We start from the raw sequence: 22,414 nt of genomic DNA, 5'->3' as shown, positions 1-22,414 counted from the left end.
GGGGCGTAGGATACATGTCATAACCGTTCCGGGAGAAACATCCCCGGGGGAAAGGAACGTATGAATAAGATCTTCGACAACAAGCAGGAGTTTACCGAGCTCTATCGCGATGCCGTCATGAGCATTAGCGGCAAGAGCGTCGAGGCCGCCAGTGACCTCGACCGCTTTAACGCCCTGGCCAAGCTCGTGGCCGAGAAGGCGCGCACCGTTGCCACCAAGAGCGACGCCCGCGTCACCGCCGAGGGCAAGAAGCGCGTGTACTACTTCTCGATCGAGTTTTTGATCGGCCGCCTGCTCGACAACTACCTGCTCAACTTTGGCGTGCGCGACATGGTCGCCGAGGCGCTCGAAGACATGGGCTTCGACCTGTCCGTCATCGAGAACCAGGAGCCCGATCCGGCTCTGGGCAACGGTGGCCTGGGCCGTCTGGCCGCATGCTTCCTGGATTCCATGGCAGCCGAGGGCATTGCCGGCTACGGCAACGGCATGCGCTACCGCTACGGCCTGTTTAAGCAGGAGATTGTCAACGGCAGCCAGGTCGAGGCCACCGACGAGTGGCTCACCCACGGCTATCCCTGGGAGGTCCGTCGTCAGGACAAGGCCGTGACCATCAAGTTCGGTGGCCGCGTCGAGGGCTTTGAGGAGAACGGCCGCACGTTCTACCGCACGGTGGACACGCAGGACATCCTGGCCGTCCCATATGACATCCCCGTTGTGGGCTATGCCGGCGAGACCGTCAACAAGCTGCGCGTCTGGGCCGCAGAGCCGGTCGAGGAGCACTTTGACCTTGAGGCATTCAACCGCGGCGACTACGCCCTGGCCGACGCCGAGCGCGCCGAAGCCGAGGCCATCAGCGCCATCCTCTACCCCAACGACGCCGGCGAGCACGGCCGTCTGCTGCGCCTGAAGCAGGAGTACCTGTTTGTCTCTGCCGGTATCTACAGCCTGCTCGACACCTTTGAGAAGGAGCACGGCGAGAACTGGGAGCTGCTGCCGCAGTTTGTGGCTATCCACACCAACGACACGCACCCCGCCATGTGCGGCCCCGAGCTCATGCGCATCCTCATCGACGAGAAGAAGCTCGAGTGGGACGACGCCTGGAACATCGTGACGCAGGTCGTGAGCTACACCAACCACACCATCCTGCCCGAGGCTCTGGAGAAGTGGCCCATCGGCACGTTCTCCAAGCTCCTCCCCCGCGTGTACCAGATCATCGACGAGATCAGCCGTCGTTGGCACGAGTCGTTCGACACCACGCAGGAGGGCTGGCAGGAGCGTCTGCGCCAGACCGCCATTCTGTGGGACGGCGAGATTCGCATGGCCAACCTGTCCGTGATCTGCAGCCATAGCGTCAACGGCGTGGCAAAGATCCACTCCGACATCATCAAGAACATCGTGCTCAAAGACTTCTATGCCCTCACGCCCGAGAAGTTCAACAACAAGACCAACGGCATCTCGCACCGTCGCTTCTTTGCCGAGGCCAACCCCACCTATGCCAAGCTCGTGACCGAGGCCATTGGCGACGGCTGGCTTAAGGACGCCTTTGAGCTGGAGAAGCTCAAGGAGTTCCAGAACGACACCGAGTTCCTGAAGGCCGTGGGTGCCTCCAAGCGCGCCAACAAGGAGCGTCTGGCCGCCTACGTCAAGGCCGAGACCGGTCTGGTCATCGACCCCAACACTGTCTTCGATGTTCAGGTGAAGCGCTTCCATGCCTACAAGCGCCAGCTCATGAACATCATGAAGGTGATGGACATCTACAACCGTCGCATCGCCGATCCTAACTTCCACGTGACGCCGACGACCTTCATCTTTAGCGGCAAGGCCGCCTCGAGCTACACCTTTGCCAAGGAGACTATCCGCCTCATTAACTCCGTGGCCGATGTCATCAACAACGACCCGCGCGTCAACGAGGTCATGAAGGTCTGCTTTATCCCCAACTTCCGCGTGAGCAACGCCCAGCTCATCTACCCCGCCGCCGAGATCTCGGAGCAGATCTCCACGGCCGGCAAGGAGGCCTCGGGCACGTCCAACATGAAGCTCATGATGAACGGCGCCATAACGCTGGGAACCCTCGACGGCGCCAACATCGAGATCGCCGACCTGGCCGGCCGCGAGAACGAGGCCATCTTTGGCCTGACCGCCCCCGAGGTCGAGCAGCTCTGGGCGTCGAACAGCTACTTTGCGTGGGATACGCTCAACAACGATCGCGAGCGCCTGGGCCGCGTGATGGACGAACTCAAGGACAACACCTTTGCGGGCCTTTCGGGCAACTTCGAGAGCATCTACAACGAGCTCATGAACAACAACGACCCCGACCTGGTCATGGCAGACTTCCGCAGCTACGTGGATGCATGGGAGAAGCTCACGAACAGCTACGGCGACCAGGAGACCTGGAACCGCAAGGCCCTGCTCAACACCGCCTCCTCCGGCTGGTTCTCGAGCGACCGTACCATTCGCGAGTATCGCGACGAGATCTGGCACGCGTAAAGGCGCGCGAGCTCCCTTTGCCGCACGGCATTATTCGGTGGGCGCGACCAGGCGCTGCGCCCACCGCTAATGGGTTAGGAACATCGATGACAGAAGGAGAAATCGATGAGTAAGAAAGAATGCATCGCGATGCTCCTCGCAGGAGGACAGGGCAGCCGATTGGGGGCACTCACCCAAAAGATCGCTAAGCCGGCGGTTAGCTTTGGTGGCAAGTTCCGCATTATCGACTTTTCGCTCTCCAACTGCTCCAATTCGGGCATCGACACGGTGGGCGTTCTGACGCAGTATCGCCCCTACCTGCTGCATGCCTACGTGGGCTCCGGCGAGGCGTGGGATCTGGACAGCCGCGACGGCGGCGTGTCGATCCTGCCGCCGTACGAGACGCAGACCGGCGGCGCCTGGTACGCGGGCACGGCAGACGCCATCACGCAGAACCTCGACTACATCAAGGCCAACGACCCCAAGTACGTCCTGATTCTTTCGGGCGATCACCTGTATCGCATGGACTACCGCAAGATGCTCAAGACGCACATTGATAACAATGCCGACCTCACAGTGAGCGTTATGCCCGTGCCTTGGGAGGAGGCCAGCCGCTTTGGCATCCTGACCACCGACCCCGAGGACGGCCGCATCACCAAGTTTACCGAGAAGCCCGATAAGCCCGATTCGAACCTCGCATCCATGGGCATCTACATCTTCTCGGCCGATGTGCTGATCGAGGCGCTCGAGGAGGACGCTCTGGACCAGCGCTCGAGCCACGACTTTGGCAAGGACATCATCCCCAAGCTGCTCGGTGAGAATAAGCGCCTGTACAGCTATGAGTTCCACGGCTTCTGGAAGGACGTCGGCACCATCGCCAGCTTCCATGAGACCTCGATGGACCTGCTGGGCAACAACCCCGAGTTTGATCTGTTTGACAAGAACTTCCCCATCATGTCCAACATCACCACGCGTCCGCCGCACTACATTGGCCCAGACGGCCGCCTGGACGACTGCCTGGTCTCCAACGGCTGCAAGATCTACGGCACCGCTCGCCACTCGATCCTTTCGACCGATGTCATCATCGAGGAGCGCGCCGTGGTCGAAGACTCCGTGCTGCTGCCGGGTGCGCACGTTAAGAGCGGTGCGCACATCTGCCGCGCTATTTTGGGCGAGAACTCCACGGTCGAAGAGGGCGTGAAGCTCGGCTCTGTCGATACCACCAAGGATACGGCCGTCGTTGGAAATGACGTCGTTATCGGGAAGGGGGAATGATCCGATGATCAATCGCAAGGCCATCGGTTATATCACCGCTAACTACTCTTCGTCCTACGGCAGTGTCTTGCTCAAGGACCGCCCCATCGCGTCCGTCCCGTTTTTGGGCCGCTACCGCCTGATCGACTTTCCGCTGTCCAACATGATGAATGCCGGAATCAAGACCGTCGGCGTCGTCATGCCGGGCAACTACCGCTCGCTGATCGATCACGTGGGCTCGGGCAAGGACTGGGGCTTGGACCGCAAGAAGGGCGGCCTGTTCATGGTGCCCGGCAACGCGTATGGCACCACCAAGGGCGGCATGCGCTTCCTGCTGCGCGACATCATCTCCAATAAGACGCTGTTCCAGCGCTCGGAGAAGCCCTATGTCGTGATGATGGGCACCAACATCATCTTTAACATGGACCTCAACACCATCATCGAGGCGCACGAGAACTCCGGCGCTCAGATGACCGTGGTGTACTGCAAGGCCACGCGCAACGTCGATGACGAGACCAAGCTCGAGATTAACGAGAACGGCCGCCTGACGGGCGTGAGCGCCGGTGTCGTGTACGGCGACAACGCCTCCATGGACTGCTGCATCGTCAACCGCGAGACGCTGCTCGAGATCATCGACCACTACCAGGCCGCCGACTATCTGGACCTGCTCGAGGCGCTCCAGGGCGACTTTGGCAACATCGACGTGTGCAGCTACGAGTACAAGGGCGAGGTCGTGGGCGTGTTTAGCGAGAAGTCGCTGTATCGCCGCAGCATGGACCTGCTCGACCAGACCGTGGCCGACCAGCTCTTCGATCCCGAGCGCCCGATCCTGACCAAGGCTCACGACGTGCCGCCTTCGCGCTATGCGACCGGCAGCCACGCGTGCAACTCGATTATCTCGGCCGGCTGCATCATCAAGGGCACCGTGCGCAACTCGATCCTGTCGCGCGGCGTCGTGGTCGAGGAAGGCGCTTCGGTGACCAACTCGATCATCAACCAGAGCTGCATCATCAAGAGCGGCGCCCGCGTTGAGAACGCCATTCTGGACAAAAACAACGTGGTCCCCACCAACACCGAGCTTCGCGGCACGCCCGAGAATATTCTGGTGCTGGGCAAGGCTCCGTTAACTTCTGACACCACCATCGTACGTTAACGTTGGCACCGCAACATCGCTCGTAACATGTAGAATAGCCGCCCGGTTCGCGCCAGGCGGCTATTCTCGAATTGCAACATGGGAGACAATATGGCAGATTCCAGCAAAAAGATGCAGATCGTGTTTGCCTCGGCCGAGTGCGCACCGTTTGTGAAGACCGGTGGCCTGGGCGACGTGGCGGGCTCGCTGCCTGCGGCGCTCGTGCGCGCCGGCGCCGAGGTTATCGTGATGGTGCCCAAGTACGCCACCATCAAGGCCGAGTACAAGGCGCAGATGGAGCACTTCTCCGACTTTTACGTGAGCCTGGGCTGGCGCAACGAGTACTGCGGGCTCGAGAAGCTTGAGCACGACGGCGTCACGTATATGTTCGTGGACAACGAGCGCTACTTTGCGCGCGACTATCCGTACGGCTTCTTTGACGACGGCGAGCGCTTTGCGTTCTTCTCCAAGGCCATCACCGAGAGCCTGCAGCACCTTCCGTCCGGTTTTGAGTGCGACATCCTGCACTGCAATGACTGGCAGACGGCACTTGCGCCCGTGTTTTTGCGCGAGTTTTACCAGGGCCTGCCGCTGTATGACCGCGTCAAGACCGTGTTCTCGATCCACAACGTGGCGTTCCAGGGCCAGTTTAGCGACACCGTAATGGAGGACATCCTTGGTGTGGCTCATATTCCGGCGGCCGCCTCACAGCTGCGTTGCGACGCCTGCAGCATCAACTACATGCTGGGCGCGCTGCGCTATGCCGATGCCATCACCACGGTGAGCCCCACCTATGCCAACGAGATCCAGACGCCCGAGTTTGGCGAGGGCCTGGACGGCGTTCTGCGCGAGCGCTCCTATGCGCTGCAGGGCATTTTGAACGGCATTGACGTGGCGGGCTTTGACCCGGCGACCGACAAGCGCATTGCCGCCAACTACACCGTCGAGGACCGTTCCGGCAAGGCCGTGTGCAAGGCCAAGCTGCAGGAAGAGCTGGGGCTCGAGGTTCGCGACGACCGTCCGCTCATGGTGATGGTCACGCGCCTGACGCGCCAAAAGGGCATGGACCTGGTCATGTACGCACTCGACCGCATCCTGGCCGGCGGCGTGCAGGTGGCCGTGCTGGGTACCGGCGACCGCGACTACGAGGACGGTCTGCGCTACTTCCAGGACAAGTACCCCGGCACCATGGCCGCGCGCATCGAGTTCGATCCGGCGCTGTCGCAGCGCATGTATGCCGCCGCCGACATGTTCCTGATGCCTTCGAAGTTTGAGCCCTGTGGCCTGTCGCAGATTATCGCCATGCGCTATGGCACCCTGCCCATCGTGCGCGAGACCGGCGGCCTGAAGGACACCGTGCAGCCGTACAACGAGTTTACCGGCGAGGGCACGGGCTTCTCGTTTAGCAACTTTAACGGCGACGAGATGGGCGACGCGGTGTTCCGCGCGGCGCGCCTGTTCTGGGATAACCGCGACGCTTGGAACCAGCTGGTCACGCAGGCCATGAGCCAGGACTTTAGCTGGACGCGCTCGGCTGACAAGTATCTGGACCTGTACTTCTTTATGCATCCGGAGATTGAGCGGCCGGCGGCTGTTGTCGACGAGCCTGTGGTTGTGGCTGAGAAAGTTGAGGCCGAGCCCGAGCCCAAGGCCGAGTCGGTTGTTGAGGCGCCCGCTGCTGCTGAGGAGCCCAAGTCTGAGGAGAAGCCGGCTGCGAAGCCTGCGGCAAAGAAGACCACGACTCGTAAGACGACGACTAAAAAGGCCACGACAACAAAGGCCGCTGCGAGCAAGACCACCACTGCCAAGGCAACTACCGCCAAGGCAGCGACCACGCGCAAGCGCACCACCGCAGCTGTCAAGAAGGCCGCCGAGGCCGAGGTCGTTCCCGAGGTAAAGGCCGAGACCGCTGCAGCCGAGGTTAAGCCCGCGGCAAAGGCTCCGGCCAAGACCGCCGCCAAGAAGACGACCGCGTCCAAGAGCACAACCAAGACCCCTGCCACCAAGAAAGCTACAGCTACCAAGGCCACTGCAACGAAGGCTGCCGCAAAGCCGGCCGCCAAGGTCGAGGAGACGCCTGCCGAGTCCAAGGCGGAGGCAACCGTCGAGGCCAAGCCTGCCGCCAAGACCACCTCGCGCAAGCGCACGACGACAGCCAAGAAGACCATGGCAAAGACCGCAACTCCCAAAGCAGAGACTAAGCCCGCTGCTGCCAAAGAGGAGCCCAAGGCCGAGGTAAAGGCCAAGCCGACGCCGAAGGCCGCTGAGGTCAAGGCCGCACCGAAGGCAGAGGCTAAGCCCGAGCCTGCCAAGGAGACTCCGGTCTCCCCCGCCACTCCGGCCGAGGAAAAGGCTCCGACCAAGAAGACCTCCGTCCGCAAGGCAACTGCCACCCGCAAGCGCCGCTAATCCTGACGATTAAAACTTAATCCTCAACGCAAAAGAGGGCGCCCCAAGCAGGCGCCCTCTTCTTGGTTGAACCCCGCATTAAAAAGAGGGCCGGTTTACTACGACAAAATGGCTCCGGCCGACCACGGCGAGTAATCATCGAAATTGGCAACGCTTCTACCTGCAGTTTTAATATCACTAAAATGACTGTGGTTGAGATCATTCAATTCGTCGTAGTAAACCGGAGCTGTTTTGTTTGGCTACAAATACTATCTACATAGGCGTTTTCGAGTATCGCGATAATGTGGATGGTAAAACGATTTTCTAGGACAACCGTTCGCCGATAATGAGCGGCTGTAGTTTATACAACTAAAGTGCAACGATATACTTAAGTATTGTGCGTTAAGCCCATGGCCCGCTGGCCATGATTGTATAGAACTGGACCGTACTATGAGATTGATTCACAACAGCCGTCTGCCGCAGTTTCGCACTCCGTTTGGCGCTGTGACCACTGGAACTTCCGTTGCACTCTCGGTGATTTTGGAGGATGCCGATCCCAACCAGGCAACGCTTACGCTGCGCACCTGGATCGATGAAATCGGTGAGTCTCTGTATCCCATGACGCACGAGGGCGACGGCATATTTACCGTAGAGCTTGAGTGCACCGAGCCCTGTCTTATCTGGTACAGCTTTATATGCAATATCGAGGGCCAACCCGAGGTTCGCTTGGGCGCGCCGCAAGGCCGCACCGGCGGCGAGGGCGTAACCTACGACTACGCCGAGGTCCCGTCCTTCCAGATTACCGTCTACAAGCACCGCGAAGTTCGTCCCGAGTGGTACGAGCGTGGCATGGTTTACCAGATCTTCCCCGACCGCTATGCACGCGACGAAAACTGGCGCGAGCGCACGCAGACCGAAGTCGAAAAGCCTCGCAACGGAATCCAGCGCCGCATGGTCGAGGACTGGAATGAACCGCCCGAGTACAAGCGTGCCGAAGACGGCTCCATCAAGACCTGGGATTTTTACGGTGGCTCGCTCAAGGGTATCCAAAATGACCTGCCCCGCATCGCGGAGCTGGGCTTCACGGCCATTTACCTCAACCCCATCTTTGAGGCCGCGAGCAACCACCGCTACGACACGGCCGACTACACCAAGATCGACCCGATCCTGGGCACCGAGCAGGACTTTACCGAGCTGTGCCAGGCAGCCGAGAAGCTGGGCATCTCCATCATCCTGGACGGCGTCTTTAACCATACGGGCGATGACTCGATCTATTTCAACCGCTACGGCAACTACCCCGGCGTGGGCGCCTGGCAGAGCGAGGATTCGTCGTGGCGCGATGCGTTTTATTTCCACGAGGACGGCTCGTATGACTGCTGGTGGGGCGTGGGCAACATGCCCGCCATCAATGAGAGCTCCGAGCTGGTACGCGAGCGGCTCCTGGGCAAGGACGGCGTGATCCGTAAATGGCTACGTGCCGGCGCTCATGGCTGGCGCCTGGACGTGGCCGACGAGCTTTCCGACGACTTCCTGGCCGAGATAAAAAAGGCCGTGCTCGCCGAGAAGCCTGACGCACTGTTGCTCGGCGAAGTCTGGGAAGACGCCTCTAACAAGATTAGCTACGGCCATCTGCGCCGCTACCTGCAGGGATCCGAGCTGGACTCTGCTATGGATTACCCCTTCCGCGACGTGGTCATCGGCTTTTTGATGGGCTACAAGAACGCCTACGAGGCCGCCGAGGATATCGAGACCCTGCGCGAGAACTACCCGAGCGAGGCATTGTCCTGCGCGCTCAATCTGCTTTCGAGCCACGACCGCCCGCGTATCATCTCGGTACTCGGCGGCGGCCCCGACGAGTCGCAGCTGCCCGAGTGCGAGCGCAGCAAGTGGCGTCTGGACGAGAACTCGATGGGCCTGGCCAAGAGCCGTTTTTGGCTTGCAACGCTTATGCAGATGACCTTCCCCGGCGTGCCTTCAATTTACTACGGCGACGAATACGGCCTGGAGGGCCTTACCGATCCGGGCAACCGCCGCACCCTGCCGACCAAGGACCAACTGCACGACTTCGATACGCTGGCTATTGTCAAAAACGCCTCTGCGGTACGCCGCGCACTGCCGTTTATGATCGACGGCGAGATCAAGGCCTTCGCGCTCAACGACGAGGTGCTGGCCTACAACCGCACGGGCAAGAATGGCGAGTCCGCGACGGTTATCATCAGCCGCAGCCTGCGCAATTCGCACCGCGTGACGATTCCGGCGCTCGGCGAATGCGCGAGTGACGTGATCAGCGGTCACGAATGCGAGATCCACAACGGTACGGTCACGCTCGATCTGTATCCGCTGGGCTCGTCGATCATCTATCACCATGCCGAGCAGCGCCTGCAGGAGCCGCTCGATCACGGCGCGGGCGTCGTTTGTCATATCACCTCGGTACCCACCGACGACGGCAAGCCCGGCACGATCGGCGCACCCACGCGTCGCTTTATCGACCATCTGGCCGCCATGGGCATGCGCTACTGGCAGGTCCTGCCCGTCAACCCAACGGACTTCTTCCGCTCCCCTTACGCCGGGCCTTCGGCCTTTGCGGGCAATATTGACCTGCTGCCCGAAAGCCAAGAGGAGCTGGCGGCCGACTTTGAGACTTGGAAGGCCCGTGGCGGCGAGGATGCAGACCCGCTCTACACGGCGTTTAAGCATCGCAACGCCGATTGGCTCGAGAAGTACTGCGTCTACATGGCCGTCAAGAAGTACTTTGAGGGCGAGTCGCGCCACGATTGGCCGGCAGATGTCGCGCGCTACAACGAGCATCTGATTGACGACAAACGTTTCCACGACGAGGCAGAGCTGCAGGCGTACATGCAGTACCGCTTTGACCTTGCCTGGTGCGAGCTCATGAACTATGCGCACAAGAAGGGCATCGAGGTCATCGGCGACATTCCCATGTACGTTTCGGACGATTCGGCCGACGCGTGGAGCGAGCCCGAAAACTTCTGGCTTTCCGATACCGGCAAGGCAATCGAGATCTCCGGTGCGCCGCCCGATAACTTTGCGCCCGAGGGCCAGGTGTGGGGCAACCCGACGTTCCGCTGGGACCACATGAAGCAGAACGGCTACCGCTGGTGGATGGACCGCCTGCGTCGCGCGTTCTCGCTCTACGACCGTGTGCGCCTGGACCACTTCCTGGGCTTCCACAGCTACTTTAGCATTCCCGCAGGCAAGGCCTGCGCCGACGGCCGCTGGCTGGCGGGTCCGGGCAAGGACCTGTTCCAAACCGCCTTTGACGAGCTGGGTCCGCTCAACTTTATCGCCGAGGACCTAGGCTACCTGACGCCCGGTGTTCGCGCCATGGCTTCGACCTGCGGCTTCCCCGGCATGGACGTGCTGGAGTTTAGCGATTACGACGTTCGCTGCGGCGTGCATCCAACGCCGGGCAAGATTCTATACACCTCGACGCACGATACGTCGACACTCGCCGGTTGGTGCACGCGCTCCTTTGCTGGCGGCGACGAGCCGAGCGGTGTTGAGGTGGCGGCCAAGCTGATGGGCGACGCGCTCGCAAGCAATGCTCCCCTGGTGATGATGCCGCTGCAGGATGTCCTGGGGCTTAGCGACGACGCGCGCATGAACGTGCCGGGTGTCGCCACGGGCAACTGGACCTGGCAGGCCGATGAGGCAGACGTTGCGGCCGCTGAGGGCAAAACTGCACAGCTCCTGCGCAACACCCATAGATTCTGGGGCGAAGCGTGATAAAACCCCCGATATAGGGTACAGTTACAGCTGTTTGAATTTATGCGGGCAGAGCGATCTGCCCGCTTTGTGCTGAAAAGGAAGTATTATGGCGCGCTACGATTACAAGTGCTCGAGTTGCGGCAACGTGTTTGAGGTTGAGCATCCCATGTCCGAGACCCCCGAGGTCGTGTGTCCGAGCTGCGGCGCTCCGGCGACAAAAACGTTCTCGGCAAGCGGCATCAAGTTTGAGGGCAGCGGCTTCTACAACACCGACCAGCGCAGCGGAGGCTCCAGCACCAACGCCACCAACGGCTGCTGCGCCAACTGCCCGCACAGCCACTAAGAACAACGCAGCCCCGCGACCGGCACCGATCGCGGGGCTGCTTCTTTAGCTACCCAGGTTTCCTTATGAGTTGCGGTGAAATAAGGACTGATTGGCGGCTAGAAGCCGCTATTCAATCCCTATTTCACCGCAACTTAGTCGTTACTTGCGGACCAGGCGGGCGCAGAAGTGGCCGTCGTAGGAGTCGGCGTTTACCGGCACGCTTTGGAAAAGGCCACGATCGTTTTGACGGACGGCCACCAGCTTCTTGGCCTGTGCGAAATCGGGCAGCTGCAGAATCTGGGCTTCGGAGAACGGTGCCACGGTAAAGCCGGCGCCCTCGGGAGAAGCCAGGAAGGCATCCACGACCTGCGTGTTCTCTTCATCAAAAACCGAGCAGGTAGCATAGATAAGTTCACCACCGGCAGCCACGCGCGCGGCTGCTTCCTTGAGCATCGTCAGCTGCAGACGGGGCAGCTCAGTCGTAACGTCGTTCTCGGTCAGACGCCACGGAATCTCGGGGTGGCGGCGCATGGTGCCGGTGCCAGAGCACGGCGCATCGATAAAGACCGTGTCGAACAGGGCGGGTTCGCCAAGCATCGCGTCAAAGGACGTAAGCACCTCATTGAGCTCGCAGGCATCGCCCGACACCGTACGAACACCTGAGATACCCGCCTTGTGCAGGCGCGCGAGATTCTGATCGCACTTACGATCGTGCAGATCGAGCGCAGTATGCTGACGCTCGTACCCGGCACGCTTGGCCTGGCACATCATCACGTAGGTCTTGGTGCCGCGACCGGCGCCAATCTCCAGGCAACGACCGGGACGTGTCGCGGCAGTAGCGATAAGCTGAGCGTTGAGGTCCGAGGCAACCGCGGCAGCACGCTCAAACACGCCCGATGCAACCGCGACCTGCGCATCGACCGGAGCATGGCAGCCCGGGAAGACAGGAGCGACGAGCTGCGAGATATACGGGTCGGGTTTGGTCGCAAACGCGTTCTCATGCAGGGCCAGCGGCGCGGGGGCCAGATTGCCGGCGAAGTTCAGCGCGCCCTCGGGCGTATCGAACGAGGCAATAATTCGAGCGCACAGCCAGCGCGGCAGACCCATCAGGCGCGACAGACGAACCAAGCGTCGCTCAGACTCACCCACATCGGACGCCGTGGCAAAGTCCTCAACGTTGTCCGCAACCTTATGCAGCACGGCGTTCGCCAGACCGGCGGCCGATTTAGCACCGCTGCGAACCAGCTCAACGCCCTGGCTCACGGCAACGCGACCCGGGGTATGCAGGTAGAGCATCTCGAAGGCCGAGATGCGAAGCGCCATGCGAACGCGCGGCGCGACCTTTTTGGGCTTATCCAAAAATTGATCGAGCAACTCATCCAAAATACCCTGCGTGGCGGCAACACCAAGCGCCAAACGGGCGGCAAAAGCAGAATCGCGCTGGTCAATGGCCTTGGCGGAAGCACGTGAAGACAACACGTCACGTGCGTACATACCGCGACGATCGGCCTCCATCAACACATCGAGCGCAAGCTTGCGCGCGGGAGACAACTTGCTCATGACAGTACACCCCACCTAAGTTCGGCACCCTGCAGGCCGGCAGCCCAGGCAGAGGCAGCCATTGCACGCTTGCCATCGGGCTTAACCTCGAGCAGTTCAACAGCGCCATCAGAAAGGCCCAGGTAGACACGCTTGGCCTTAACGAGAACCTGACCCTCGCCAAGCGACACATCGGAAAGCGCAGCATCGAGCACGCGAACCATCTTGCCGGCAATCACGCAACGGGCAGGCGCGGTATCGGACGAAGCGAGCACATGGCGCACGCAATCGAGCGCCGCCATCTGCGGATCCAGACGCATCTCCTGCTTGGAAATCTTGGCAGCATGAGTGACGAGCGACTCATCCTGCTCAGTCCACACGGCGGTGCCATCAGCAAGCGAAGGAAGCGTATCGGCAAGCAATTTGCCGCCAAGCTCAGCAAGCTCCATGGTCAGCGCCTCAGCATGCTTACCGGCAACCGACGTCGAGGCCTGCGCGCAATAAGCACCAGTATCAACGCCATGCCCAATGCGCATAATAGAAACGCCAGCAACCTCGTCACCAGCAAGAATCGCACGCTGAATGGGAGCAGCGCCACGCCAACGAGGCAACAGCGAAGCATGAACATTCACAATACCAAGCGGCGCCATATGCAGCACCTCATCAGGCAAAATGCAGCCATAGGCAGCCACACAGAAAATATCAGCCTGCGCAGCCTGGAGCGCCTCAACAACCTCAGGCGTCATGCGATTTGCCTCAATAACCGGCAACCCCAGCTCAAGCGCCTTGGCCTTAACAGGAGAAGGCTCAAGCTTCTTACCACGCCCACGAACAGCATCGGGACGAGTAATAACAAGCGCAATCTCGTTCCCAGCCTCAACAAGCGAAGTCAGCGAAGGCACAGCAAAATCAGGCGTACCCATAAACACAATACGCATAAAGAACGTCTCCCCTCAACCAAAGCCGAGACGGCTACAAACAACAGCGGAAAGCCAAGTACCCAGCCCATCCGCAATAACAATTCAACAAGAACAAATATACCCAAAACCAAAGAAAGAGCCGCAATAAAAGCAGCTCTCTCTCAACAAAGACTATCAGCGAAGACGCCCCTCCCTGGCCCGACGGCACCCGGGCGAAAAGGAGCACGAAAACGCAGTCCCCTTCCGCCGCAGGGCTTAGGTTATTGCTCCACGCGCAGTTCCGCACGAGCCGAAGAGCACTTAATGTGCTCTTCGTGCGAGCAGGACTGTTTGAGCATGGAGCAAAACCTAAGCCCTGCGGCGGAAGGGGACGGTGGGACCTACTCCGTCTCGCCCGGTCGAGCGCCGCGGGCCAGGGCGTCCTGGTACTCCTTGACTGCCTTGATGCGCTGCATCGGCTTGAGTCGCTCAAACATGGTGTTGCCATGCAGGTGATCGATCTCGTGCTGCAGGCACACGCAGAACAGGTCGCCCGTTGCCTCATAGCGAATCAGGTTGGCGTCCAGGTCATACGCCTCGACGACGACATGATCGGGACGCTCGATCTCGCAGCTAATGCCGGGGATGGACAGGCAGCCCTCGCTAAACGGCACCAGATGGTCGCTCTGCTCAACAATGACAGGGTTGATGAGCACGTACGGGTCGTAGTCGTTCTTGTCGCTGTAGTCGCAGTCGATGGTGACGAGTTGAATAAGCTCGCCGATCTGCGGAGCAGCCAGGCCGCAACCGCCGTTGTCGAACATCATCTTCTTCATCTTCTCGGCAAGCGCCTCGATCGCCGGGGTGATCTCCTCGATCACGGCGCACTCCTGACGCAGGCGAGGGTCGGGCGACAGTACGATTCCGTTGGCTTCCATGGCCATCCTTTCGGGTTGTTACATCAAATCATAGGCATCGACGTCAACGCTCACGCTTACGCCGCGCACGGAGCCCACCTCTTTGAGGCAGGCGTCGATATCATCAGAGACATGGTACCCCACGGGCGACTTCACAAGCAGATGGAAGCGGTAACGGTCCTTGGCTCTCTCGATTACACACGAAGCCGGGCCCAGCACCTGCGGCATGGCACTCCCCGCCCTCAAAAAGTCGGGCGCGGCGGCATGCCAGCGGCGCTTAAGAAGCTTTGCAATGCGCCCAATGTAGTCCTGCGCGTCGTCTCGGTTTGCCGACCACACCAAGATGTTGACCAGGCGCACAAAGGGCGGATACAGCGCGTCGCGCCGCTGGTCCAGGTCGTAGTCGGTAAAGATCGAACGGTCGTGCTCAGCGACGGCGCGAATGACCGGATCCTCGGGCAGGTAGGTCTGGATGATCACCTCACCGGGACGATCGCCGCGACCGGCACGGCCCGCCACCTGTTCCAGCAGATCGTAGGCGCGCTCCCCTGCGCGGAAATCGGGCAGCTTGAGGGCGAAGTCGGCATTGACCACGCCCACGAGCGTGACCTCGGGAAAATCGAGACCCTTTGCGATCATTTGGGTGCCCAGCAACACGGCGCAATCGGCCGCATCGAACTGCTCGAGCAGCTTTTTGTGCGCATCCTTGCCGCGCGTGGAGTCGGCATCCATGCGGATGATGGCGACGTCCTCGGGCAGCATCTGGTGCAGTGCGTCCTCGATCTGCTGCGTGCCCAGCCCCATTTTTGCCAGGTAGCGACTGCCACATTTGGGGCAACGGCTTGTGGGCGCCGGATAGGGCTGCACGCGCCAAGACGAACCGCATGTGTGACACTGCAGCGTGTGCGTGCGCTCGTGATACGTAAGCGCGGTGGAGCAGTGGTTGCAGGTGGGGACGCAGCCGCACTCGCGGCACATCAGGAATGGCGCAAAGCCACGGCGGTTATGCAGAAGCACGGCCTTCTCGCGGCGCTCGACCACACGCTCCAGGCCTTCCATCAGCGGTTTTGAGAACATGGAGCGGCTGCCGTGTGCGAACTCGCGACGCAGGTCGGCAATGCGGACCGTAGGCAGCACGGCGTGTCCGGGGCGCTCGGGCATCTCGACGCGCGTCCACGTGGCACCGCCGTACGTTCCGCGACGGCAGCGATCGAGCGCTTCGGCAGAAGGCGTGGCCGACCCCAGCACGAGCGGGCAGCGATAGCGGCGCGCCATCTCGGCTGCCACCTCGCGCGCATGGTAGCGCGGACTGGAGCCCTGCTTGTAACTGGTCTCGTGCTCCTCGTCGATGATGATGAGGCCCAAGTCGCTGAGCGGGCAAAAGAGCGCCGAGCGAGCGCCGACGACCACGCGGGCCGCACCGCTAGCAACCATATCCCACTGGTCCAGGCGCTCGCCGGCCGAAAGCCGCGAATGGAACACGGCGACCGTCTCGCCAAAGCGCGAGCGGAAGCGGCCGACGGTCTGGGCCGTCAGCGAAATCTCGGGCACCAGCACGCAGGCCGAGCGACCGGCTGCGAGCACGCGCTCGATGGCGGAGAGGTAAACCTCGGTTTTGCCGGAGCCGGTGACGCCGTCGACCAGCACCACGTCGCCATGAGCGTCCAGACGGGCGCGCTCAATCTGCGCGAGTGCCTGTTGCTGGCCGTTGGTAAGGGAGACCGGCGCCTTGCCGCTTGCCGAGGACAGCGTGGTCTGCTCGCTGCAGCCACGCCAGGCGCGGCGCTCTTCCACCACCACGACGCCGCGTTTTTCGAGCGACTTGATGGTCGCCGACATACTGTTATAGAGAAGGTTGAGGTCGCGCGTCGTGACAGGACCACACTGGAGCGCCTCGATGAGTTGGCGCTGGCGGACCGCGGTCTTGGGTGGCGTGTAGTCAAAGCCTTCGGGCGTAAGCATCACCCAGCGGTTTTGGATGGGTTTGACGGCTGGACGTTCAACCGTCCACACGCCGTCGTCGCCCTTGACCACACGCGGGCTGCCGCCCGGTGGCAAAAACAGGCGCAGGCACTCGGAAAGCGTTGCGACGTACTCGTGGCTCATCCAACGCGCGATGCGTGCAGCCTCGGCGGTAAAGAGCGGTTTGCTGAGGATAGACTCGATGGGCTTGATGCGCACGGGGTCGAGGGCGTTGTTGCCCGGCAGATCGCCCAGATCAGGCGCAATGTCGACGACATAGCCCGCGGCGGCACGGTTACCAAAGTGGACCAGGACTGTGGATCCGATCTGGACCTCGTTGGCAAGGGACTCGGGGATGCCGTAAGCAAACGGTTCCGACAGCGCACGGGTGGGGATGTCGAGGACCACGCTCGCGTAGGCGGCAGGGGGCTCGGGCGCAGGCTTAGACTGAGCCGAGGCAGCGGCAGGCTTGGGCTTCACCGGAGCTTCCTCCGGTTCCGGCGAACCAAACAGCGACAGTTGTTGAGCCATACACCACCTCTAACGAACGGACCTGAAAGGGGTGGGACAAAATAATCAGTAGAGTTTGTCCCATGGCCGATACGAGTGTCGAGCTCGTTGCGTCACTCGAACATGGGACAAACACTACTGATTATTTTGTCCCAGCAACCCACTCATCGGTACAGAAACAAGAGCCCCGCTCGGGTGAACGGGGCTCGGATACAAACGTTTGCGCAGCGATTACAGCGCCATCGTGCGGGCGCGGTCGATGCGCGCCAGGCAGTCGTCGCGGCCGACGAGCGCCATGGTCTCGCCCAGCGGGGGGCTCACCATGTTGCCGCAGACGGCGACGCGCACGGCCTGGAACACCACGCGCTTCTTAAGGTCCATCTGCTCGGGCAGCGGCTCAAGCGCGGCGTCGATGTTGGCAGCCGTCCACTCGTCCACGCCCTCGAGCGCGGCCTTGGCGGCATCGAGAATGGCGCCCATGCCTTCCTTGGCCAGGCCCTTGTTAACAGATTTCTCGTCATACTCGAGCGTCTCGGGCGTAGCAAAGATGGGAGCGGCGACGGTCACGGCGTCGGCCGGCATCTTGGTGCGCGGCTTGACGATGGCGGCAAGCGCATCGATCCAGTCCTCACCGTACTCGACGTTGCCCTCGATGAGACCCGCCTCGTGCAGCTCGGGGACCATGATCTCGTCGGCAAACTGGGCATCGGACATGCCGTTGATGTACTCGGCATTGACCCAGTCGAGCTTCTTGGGGTCGAAGGTCGCCGGGTTCTTGGAGATGCGGTCGAGCGAGAACTTGCTGGCAAGGACATCGCGCGGGATGATCGTGGTCTCGCCGTCGAGCGACCAGCCGAGCAGCGCCAGATAGTTGACGAAGGCGTCGGACAGGTAACCGGCGTCGCGGTACTCCTCCACCGAGGTGGCGCCATGGCGCTTGGAGAGCTTCTTGCCGTCGGCGCCCAGGATCATGGAGATGTGGGCGAACGTGGGCACGGGCGCGCCGAGGGCCTCGTAGACCATGACCTGACGCGGGGTGTTGGACAGGTGGTCGTCGCCGCGGATGACATGGGTGATCTTCATCATGGCGTCGTCGACGACGGTCGCGAAGTTGTACGTGGGCGTGCCATCGGAGCGGAAGATGACAAAGTCGTCGAGCTCCTTGGCGTCGAAGGTCACCTCGCCGTGGACGGCATCGTGAATGACGACGTCGCCGCGGTCCTCGGGCACCTTGATGCGTAGGACATAGGACTCGCCGGCCTCGATGCGACGGCGGGCCTCCTCGGGATCAAGATCGCGGCAACGGCGCTGATAGCCCTGGAAGGGGTCCTTGCGCTCCTGCGCGGCCTTGCGATCGGCGTCGAGCTGCTCCTTGGTGCAGAAGCAGGGATAGGCCTTACCCTCGTCCCAAAGCTTCTGGGCAGCCTGCTTGTACAGGTCCAGGCGCTCGGTCTGGGCGTAGGGGCCAAAGTCTCCGCCCACCTCGGGACCCTCGTCCCAGTCCAGGCCCAGCCAACGCATGGCGCGCAGGATGATCTGCGTGTTCTCGTCGGTAGAGCGGGTGGGATCGGTGTCGTCAATGCGCAGGATGAACGTGCCGCCGTTAGCACGGGCGAAAGCCCAGTTATAGATAGCGGTGCGGGCGCCGCCGATGTGCAGCTTGCCCGTCGGTGAGGGTGCAAAGCGGACGCGAACGTCTGATGCCATGGAAATCTCCTCGATTGCAGGATGGATGTCTAACCGCACCAGTATAAAGCAGCAATGCCCACCTCCGCACAAAGGGCACCGACCCAGTCATTGGGGACAGACTTAAATGACCAATCTTTGGGCAACCTGTCGGCACTTAGGCAAGGCTGCTCATTTAAGTCTGTCCCCAATGAGTAGGTGCGGAAAGGGTGTGAATATTCGATTAACGCGATATCATGTGCCCTTGCATACAGAGCCCGGCGGAATGGTAACGGTCGCCGGGACACGTTTTTGAAAGGACAATCATGTCAGAAGAGCTTCGTTCCATCCCGCCCCAACACGGATCGTTTGTGTTTACGTCGGAATCGGTGACCGAGGGTCATCCCGATAAGATCGCTGACCAGATCAGCGACGCCGTACTCGACGCAATCCTCGCCAAAGAAATAGAGCTCCAGGAGCAGGGCTATATTGCGCCCAACGGCGTGCCCGCCAACGTGGAGAACGTCCGCTGCGCCTGCGAGACCCTCGTGACCACCGGCACCGTCATCGTCGCCGGCGAGATTCGCACCCAGGCCTACGTCGACGTACAGGAAATCGCCCGCGGCGTCATCCGCCGCATTGGCTACAACCGCGCCAAGTTCGGTTTTGACTGCGACACCTGCGGCGTTATGAGCCTCATCCACGAGCAGTCGCCCGATATCGCCCAGGGCGTTGACGAGTCCTTCGAGACCCAGACCGGCGCTACCACCGACCCGATCGACCTGATCGGCGCCGGCGACCAGGGCATGATGTTCGGTTATGCCTCCAACGAGACCAAGACCCTCATGCCCATGCCGCACTACCTGGCAAGCCGCCTGGCCGAGCGCCTGGCTGCCGTGCGCCATGACGGAACCCTGCCCTACCTGCGCCCCGACGGCAAGACCCAGGTCACGGTGCGCTACGAGGAAGGTAAGCCCGTGGAGGTCACGACCATCGTCATCTCCACGCAGCACGCCGCCGAGATTGAGGACATGGGCAAGATCAAGGCCGACCTCATCGAACACGTCATCACCCCGGTCATGGCCGCCGAGAACATGCCGTGGGACAACGCGGACATCTACGTGAACCCCACCGGTCGCTTTGTCGTGGGCGGCCCCATGGGCGACACGGGCCTCACCGGCCGCAAGATCATCGTCGACACCTACGGCGGCTACGGCCGTCACGGCGGCGGCGCCTTTAGCGGCAAGGACTGCACCAAGGTTGACCGCTCCGCCGCGTATGCCGCGCGCTGGGTCGCCAAGAACGTGGTCGCCGCCGGTCTGGCCGACCGCTGCGAAGTCGAGCTTGCCTACGCCATCGGCGTTTCCAAGCCCCTCTCAATCATGGTCGACACCTTCGGTACCGCGCATGTTGCCGAGGACAAGATCGTCGAGGCCGTCGAGAAGACCTTCGACCTGCGCCCGGGCGCGATCATCCGCGACCTGGACCTGCGTCGACCGATCTACGAGAAGACGGCAGCCTACGGCCACTTCGGCCGCGAAGACGCCGACTTTACCTGGGAGAAGACCGACCGAGTCGAAGAACTCAAAGCAGCCCGCGGACTGTAATTGGGAACCACCAAGGTCACAACACGCACACGCTTTCAAAAGAAGTACCGCCCCCAAGCGGTACTTCTTTTTTATTTATCCGGTAGTGAAGATGTTTCGATATGAGCCAACGCTGCGTCACTAGCTAATGAATTTTGCAGCACGGGCACTCCAACCATGTATCCTTAGTCCCGAGGGGCGGGGCATAAGGTTGATCGCGAGTTCCGCACGAGCCGGAGAGCACTTAATGTGCTCTCCGTGCGAGTCAGGACTGTCCGAGCAGGCGACCTTATGCCCCGCCCCTCGGGACGATGGGATAGAACAGGAGCGCATATGGCAGGCAAGCCACAAACACTAGCAACGACCTCGGCATTCGAGATCTTGGGCCCCGTCATGGTCGGCCCCAGCTCATCGCACACCGCCGGCGCCCTGCGCTGCGCCCAAGTTGCCGCCAGCCTGCTGGAAGGCCGCATCACCAAAGTCACCTTTGGCCTGTGGAACTCCTTCGCCCACACCTACCGCGGCCACGGCACCGATCGTGCGCTCGTCGCGGGCATCCTGGGCCTCGACACCGACGACGAGAACATCAAGCAGGCCTTCGACCTCGCAAGCGAGCAGGGCCTCGAATATCACTTTGACATCAAGGGCGACGATGCCTCCATCCACCCCAACACCGTCGACATTGACATGGTCGACGACACGGGCGCCACGGCACAGGTCCGCGGTGAGAGCCTGGGCGGCGGCAAGATGCGCATCAGCCGCATTAACGGCGTCGGCGTTGACATCTCGGGCATGTACTCAACGCTCTTCGTGGCGCACAAGGACGTCCCCGGCGTGCTCGCCGCGCTCACCAACCTGCTCGCCTACGCACACGTGAACATCGCCTTCTGCCGCACCTACCGCACCGAAGTGGGCGGACAGGCCTACTCCGTCTTTGAGACCGACGGCGCGCCCGACGACACTGTTGTCCCGATGCTGCGTAAGCTCGACAATGTCGATTACGCGACCTTTATCGAGCTCCCCGGTTCTGCCTCGTCGCTCTCCCCCGGCGTCTCGGCAAAGGAAATCTTCGACGACGGCGAGCAGCTGCTCGATGCGTGCGCCGAGCTCGGCCTGAATATCGGCGCCGTTATGGCCGTGCGCGAGGCGCGTCTGACCGGCGAGGCCCACGCCGTCGCCGCCATGCGCCGCGTGCTCGACGTCATGCGCGAGGAGACCACGACCCCCATCGTCAATCCGCAACGATCGCTCGGCGGGCTTATCGGCGGCGAGGCTAAACTCGTCGATGCCACCGGCCGCAACGATTTGAGCACGAGCCTGATGGGCACCGTTCAAACCGACGCCGTGGCCCGCGCGATGGCCGTGCTCGAGCGCTCCGCCACGATGGGAGTGATCGTCGCCGCTCCCACGGCAGGCTCCGCGGGTGTCGTGCCCGGCTGCGTGCTGGCGCTCGCCGATCACCTTCAGCTCGACGACGAGCAGGTCATGGACGCGCTCTACTGCGCAGCCGCCATCGGCCTCAACCTCACCACGAGCGCCTGCGTCGCCGGTGCCGAGGGCGGCTGCCAGGCTGAGGTAGGAAGTGCGGCCGCCATGGCAGCCGCCGCGCTGGTGCAGATGCTCGGCGGCACGCCCGGGCAGGCGCTCGACGCCAGTTCCATCGCGCTGAGTAACTTGCTGGGCCTCGTTTGTGACCCCGTCGGTGGCCTCGTGGAGGTACCCTGCCAAAACCGCAACGCCATCGGCGTGGCAGCCGCCTTTAGCTCGGCGCAGCTTGCACTTGCCGGTATCAAGAGCCTGGTGCCGTTTGACCAGATGGCGCACGTCATGCTCTCCGTGGGCCACGCGTTGCCGGCCACGCTGCGCGAGACGGCAAAGGGTGGCATCGCGCAGGCTCCGGCCGCACTTTCGGCCTGTGCAAAATGCGGTGTGTGCGGATAGCGACAAAGAAAGACTCGAAGGTGGGACAAATGTCCCACCTCTTTTGAATGCCACCGTTTCCATACCACAAACAACTAGGTAATCGCTATAATGCAAGCCCA

Annotated in this window: 13 protein-coding genes; 8 read left to right on the top strand and 5 right to left on the bottom strand. The window is 61.6% G+C overall.

Annotated elements, in window-relative coordinates; translation table 11 throughout:
- Window positions 1–60: 60 nt before the first annotated feature.
- The 6 genes from DW754_RS00645 to DW754_RS00620 all read left to right on the top strand — a co-directional run bounded on the left by DW754_RS00645 (window position 61) and on the right by DW754_RS00620 (window position 11,312).
- Entirely contained in the window at window positions 61–2,487 is a 2,427-nt protein-coding gene (locus tag DW754_RS00645) for a glycogen/starch/alpha-glucan phosphorylase (protein ID WP_117758100.1), read from the top strand.
- A gap of 105 nt (window positions 2,488–2,592) precedes the next feature.
- Window positions 2,593–3,741 (top strand): glucose-1-phosphate adenylyltransferase, encoded by a 1,149-nt coding sequence (locus DW754_RS00640; protein WP_117758101.1) that lies wholly within the window; start codon window positions 2,593–2,595, stop codon window positions 3,739–3,741.
- A 4-nt stretch (window positions 3,742–3,745) separates the two neighbouring features.
- Entirely contained in the window at window positions 3,746–4,873 is a 1,128-nt protein-coding gene (glgD, locus tag DW754_RS00635) for a glucose-1-phosphate adenylyltransferase subunit GlgD (protein ID WP_117564079.1), read from the top strand.
- Between the two features lie 90 nt (window positions 4,874–4,963).
- On the top strand, window positions 4,964–7,261 hold the full coding sequence (glgA, locus tag DW754_RS00630) for a glycogen synthase GlgA (protein ID WP_199411420.1): 2,298 nt from the start codon (window positions 4,964–4,966) through the stop codon (window positions 7,259–7,261).
- 429 nt (window positions 7,262–7,690) lie between these two features.
- The gene (locus DW754_RS00625) at window positions 7,691–10,987 is read left to right on the top strand and encodes a 4-alpha-glucanotransferase (protein WP_117758102.1); all 3,297 of its coding nucleotides are present in this window, start codon (window positions 7,691–7,693) and stop codon (window positions 10,985–10,987) included.
- A gap of 88 nt (window positions 10,988–11,075) precedes the next feature.
- A complete protein-coding gene (locus tag DW754_RS00620; RefSeq protein ID WP_117758103.1) occupies window positions 11,076–11,312 on the top strand; it encodes an FmdB family zinc ribbon protein in 237 nt (78 codons plus the stop codon).
- A 141-nt stretch (window positions 11,313–11,453) separates the two neighbouring features.
- Here the strand turns inward: DW754_RS00620 and DW754_RS00615 are convergent, their stop codons facing one another.
- The 5 genes from DW754_RS00615 to gltX all read right to left on the bottom strand — a co-directional run bounded on the left by DW754_RS00615 (window position 11,454) and on the right by gltX (window position 18,828).
- The gene (locus tag DW754_RS00615) at window positions 11,454–12,854 is read right to left on the bottom strand and encodes an RsmB/NOP family class I SAM-dependent RNA methyltransferase (protein WP_117758104.1); all 1,401 of its coding nucleotides are present in this window, start codon (window positions 12,852–12,854) and stop codon (window positions 11,454–11,456) included.
- The gene (fmt, locus tag DW754_RS00610) at window positions 12,851–13,771 is read right to left on the bottom strand and encodes a methionyl-tRNA formyltransferase (RefSeq protein ID WP_117758105.1); all 921 of its coding nucleotides are present in this window, start codon (window positions 13,769–13,771) and stop codon (window positions 12,851–12,853) included. Before fmt ends, DW754_RS00615 begins: the two co-directional genes overlap by 4 nt.
- Before the next feature lie 362 nt (window positions 13,772–14,133).
- Window positions 14,134–14,670 (bottom strand): peptide deformylase, encoded by a 537-nt coding sequence (gene def / locus DW754_RS00605; RefSeq protein ID WP_055250379.1) that lies wholly within the window; start codon window positions 14,668–14,670, stop codon window positions 14,134–14,136.
- 18 nt (window positions 14,671–14,688) lie between these two features.
- Window positions 14,689–17,142, bottom strand: coding sequence for a primosomal protein N' (gene priA / locus DW754_RS00600; RefSeq protein WP_117758106.1), 2,454 nt, complete (start codon window positions 17,140–17,142; stop codon window positions 14,689–14,691).
- 210 nt (window positions 17,143–17,352) lie between these two features.
- Window positions 17,353–18,828, bottom strand: coding sequence for a glutamate--tRNA ligase (gene gltX, locus DW754_RS00595; RefSeq protein ID WP_117758107.1), 1,476 nt, complete (start codon window positions 18,826–18,828; stop codon window positions 17,353–17,355).
- Window positions 18,829–19,112: 284 nt separating this feature from the next.
- Between gltX and metK the strand changes: the two genes are divergently transcribed.
- Both metK and sdaAA read left to right on the top strand, forming a co-directional pair.
- Window positions 19,113–20,393 (top strand): methionine adenosyltransferase, encoded by a 1,281-nt coding sequence (gene metK / locus DW754_RS00590; RefSeq protein WP_117758108.1) that lies wholly within the window; start codon window positions 19,113–19,115, stop codon window positions 20,391–20,393.
- Window positions 20,394–20,705: 312 nt separating this feature from the next.
- Window positions 20,706–22,313: an L-serine ammonia-lyase, iron-sulfur-dependent, subunit alpha gene (sdaAA, locus tag DW754_RS00585; RefSeq protein WP_117758109.1), complete on the top strand. Its 1,608-nt coding sequence runs from the start codon at window positions 20,706–20,708 to the stop codon at window positions 22,311–22,313.
- Window positions 22,314–22,414 lie beyond the last annotated feature (101 nt).

It is taken from the genome of Collinsella sp. AM29-10AC, assembly GCF_003469085.1.
In the GTDB taxonomy this organism is placed as follows: domain Bacteria; phylum Actinomycetota; class Coriobacteriia; order Coriobacteriales; family Coriobacteriaceae; genus Collinsella.
This window is presented reverse-complemented; position numbering and strand designations above follow the sequence as displayed.